General features: G+C 32.9%; 4 protein-coding genes. All 4 read right to left on the bottom strand.

Annotation, left to right across the window (positions count from 1 at the left end):
- Window positions 1-727: 727 nt before the first annotated feature.
- Window positions 728-1327 carry a recombinase family protein gene (locus AB0N16_RS41555; RefSeq protein WP_356625589.1) on the bottom strand — a complete coding sequence of 200 codons (600 nt, stop codon included), beginning with the start codon at window positions 1325-1327 and terminating at the stop codon, window positions 728-730.
- 3 nt (window positions 1328-1330) lie between these two features.
- Window positions 1331-1786: a hypothetical protein gene (locus AB0N16_RS41550; RefSeq protein WP_351662186.1), complete on the bottom strand. Its 456-nt coding sequence runs from the start codon at window positions 1784-1786 to the stop codon at window positions 1331-1333.
- 29 nt (window positions 1787-1815) lie between these two features.
- On the bottom strand, window positions 1816-2112 hold the full coding sequence (locus tag AB0N16_RS41545) for a BRCT domain-containing protein (protein ID WP_014011546.1): 297 nt from the start codon (window positions 2110-2112) through the stop codon (window positions 1816-1818).
- Window positions 2113-2232: 120 nt separating this feature from the next.
- The coding region (locus AB0N16_RS41540; RefSeq protein WP_365806011.1) for an ABC transporter permease at window positions 2233-2946 on the bottom strand (714 nt) is incomplete at its 5' end.

The raw sequence follows: 2946 nt of genomic DNA, 5'->3' as shown, positions 1-2946 counted from the left end.
GAAACCGCTAATTCAAACATTTTGAGAGGTGTTTTATCCATTTTGGCAATAGAGGTTATCAAGCTGTTATGCTCCACGACTTTGCGTTTTTCAAGTTCATTCAAGGTTAGCACCTGCTTTTTGTTTTCTTGTTTTTCTGTTATAATAAGCATAGTAATACTCCTTTGTGAGTGTTTTTAAATAGGCATAGAGAAAAATCTTTTGCGAGGAATTTCTCTATGTTTTTATTATAACACTATAAGCACAGTAAATCAATTATACCCTGTGCTTATAAACTGTTTTTTCTGTGCTTATAAACTGTTTTTTCTGTGCTTATAAACAGTTTTTTCTGTGCTTATAAATCTGTACACAAGCACTACCACTAACTTTTCAGCCACGCAAAAGAACAAAAGATTAAAATATATATGATAAATATAAATAGGCTTCGCCTTTTTTTATTTTTTTCAAAAATTGAAAATCAAGGTCAAAATCAAAACCGCTCCGCAAGGACGGATTGGGGTAGGATTATCTTTTTAGACGAGGCGCTAATTCTTTTTTAGTGTGACCTGTTTATCTTGTTTGTTTAAGCGAACAGTTGCTCTGTTCGGTCAGAGTTGCACCCTAACAAGAAAAGACAAACTAGAACAGCCCTAGAACATCATATTTTAGCTTATAAGCGATTTTAGAGTAACTTTGGTATAAAATATCATGGATAAAAGAATAAGCCCTCAAAAGGGCTAATATCAGCTTATTCTGTTCTGCCTTCTCTTATCACGTTATATTTTTGACGATAACGTCGAAAAGTCGTTCGATTAATTCCAGTTTTACGCTCGATTTCTTTTTCTGTTAATCCTTGTTGGTATAAGTCAAAGGCATGTTGCAATCCCTCATCTTCAAAAGAATATTTCTTTTTTCGTCCTTTAAATCGTCCCCGTTGTTTGGCAATGGCAATACCTTGGGCTTGCCGTTCTTTAATCCGCTTTCGTTCACTTTCTGCTTGGTATTTGTACAATTCAATCATCAAGTTATTAATTAAACGCCTTAAATTATCGTCTTCAATCCCTGTCATGGACGGCAAGTTTAAGACTTCCAGCGTTGCGCCTTTTTGTTGAATTTGGTTCATCAGTTCGGTTAATTCTTTGTTATTTCGTCCTAAGCGGTCTAATTCTGTCACCACGACAATATCACCCTCACGTAAATAAGTCAGCATGTCTTGTAATTGAGGACGTTCAGTAGATTGTCCGCTTGCCTTATCTGAAAACACCTTAGAAACGTCCTGTAAGGCTTCTAACTGGCGGTCTAGGTTCTGTTCTTTGCTTGAAACACGAGCATAACCTATTTTTGCCATTTTCTACTCCCCCTCTTTATCATTATTGGCTTCTGCCAAATCGTCCAACGTTTTAAGTAAATCAGATAGTTTATCATGTTTCACTTTATAAATCACTTGCTGTCTTTTATCCTTACCAATGGTGATGTAATCGCCATAAATCATGTATCTTCTGACAAATTTTGTTCCACGGTTCAAATCTAGTGTATACGTATCAGCACCGACTAAACCGCCAGTATCTTTGACCTCATTTTTTTTGGATAAATCCAACTCATCAAGATAATCGACAATTGATGAAACCATTTCTTTTTCCTTGATATTCATATCCGTTTCTTGAAATTGATAGTTACTCCCATTTGTAATGGTAAAATGAATACGGTCAATATTCTCTTTCGATAATTTTTGGGAGTTCGTACCACATGCTACAAGTCCAAAAATAGCTAGAAGAACAATGCTACTCAATGCGATTATTTTTTTCATTATAGTTTCTCTCTTTCTTTTATGATTGTTTATAGCCCTTTTGCGAGTAATTGGAAAAATTGTGCTAAAAAGTCCACAAACTCTTTTTCGCTCATGATAATTAAAGGCTGTCCGGATTCAATTGCTTGTTCTGCTTCTGTCAGTTTTTGAGAAGGGGAATAGCCTTTGATTAAATCAATGGGGAAATAACCTGTCACCAGCCGTGTGGTTTTTTTCGTGACACTACTTTGATTATGACCTTCTAGCCCTGAAATAATAGCTTGCGCCTGTTTTCTCGTCATTGTGGTGAGTGTTCCAGTGAACACGAAATATTCATTTTCTAACAATTTTCCACCTCTTTTTTTGAACAAGTCTATTGAACACCTACAATACCTATTATACCACTAACCAAAAACAGTTCAATAAAGTATACTTTATTGAACTTAGTTAACTCATTATTTATAAAATTAAGCAATATCTTGTTTTCTATTCTTAGATATAATAAGCGAAATAGATATAAAGATAATAGCGTAAATTATCATTATTAAAATAGATTTTGAAGGTATCTCATTATTACTTATATATCCAACAGCTAACTCTCTAAAATGATAGGTAGGAGTTAATTTAGATAACATTTGCAACCATTCAGGAAATTGACTAGTAGGAAACCATAATCCCCCTAACATCGCTAAAGCTAAAAATAATATATCGGAAAATACAGATGCTGTTTTTTCATCTTTAAAATTTGTTAAAATAGTTCCTAAACTAAGAAACACAATGGCTCCAATTAATAGTAATAATCCTGACATAAGCCATTGAATAAAGGTTAAGTGAATTCCTCTAACTAAAAAACCGACTAAAAATACTAAAATAATTGAAATAATGAAAAAAATAATCATTTTAATTACTTTAACAATAAATACATCTATATCAGTTACTGGTAATCTATATAACAAATTTCTCCATCCATTCTTCTTATCTTCTATAATTTCAAATGGAAAAGTGAATATTGAAAAGCTAGTTAAACTAAAAGTCGTCATAGACATTAGATATTCTTTCATAAATGTATCTTGTGCTTCAGGATTTGGTAATTTTATCATTGCCGTAAATACTAAGAAAAAAAATACGGGCATGCCTATGCTCATAATAAGATATTTTTTATTACGCCCCATTCTTAAAAA

Origin of the sequence: Streptomyces sp. NPDC051105 (assembly GCF_040682795.1) — a bacterium.
Classification (GTDB): domain Bacteria; phylum Actinomycetota; class Actinomycetes; order Streptomycetales; family Streptomycetaceae; genus Streptomyces.
This window is presented reverse-complemented; position numbering and strand designations above follow the sequence as displayed.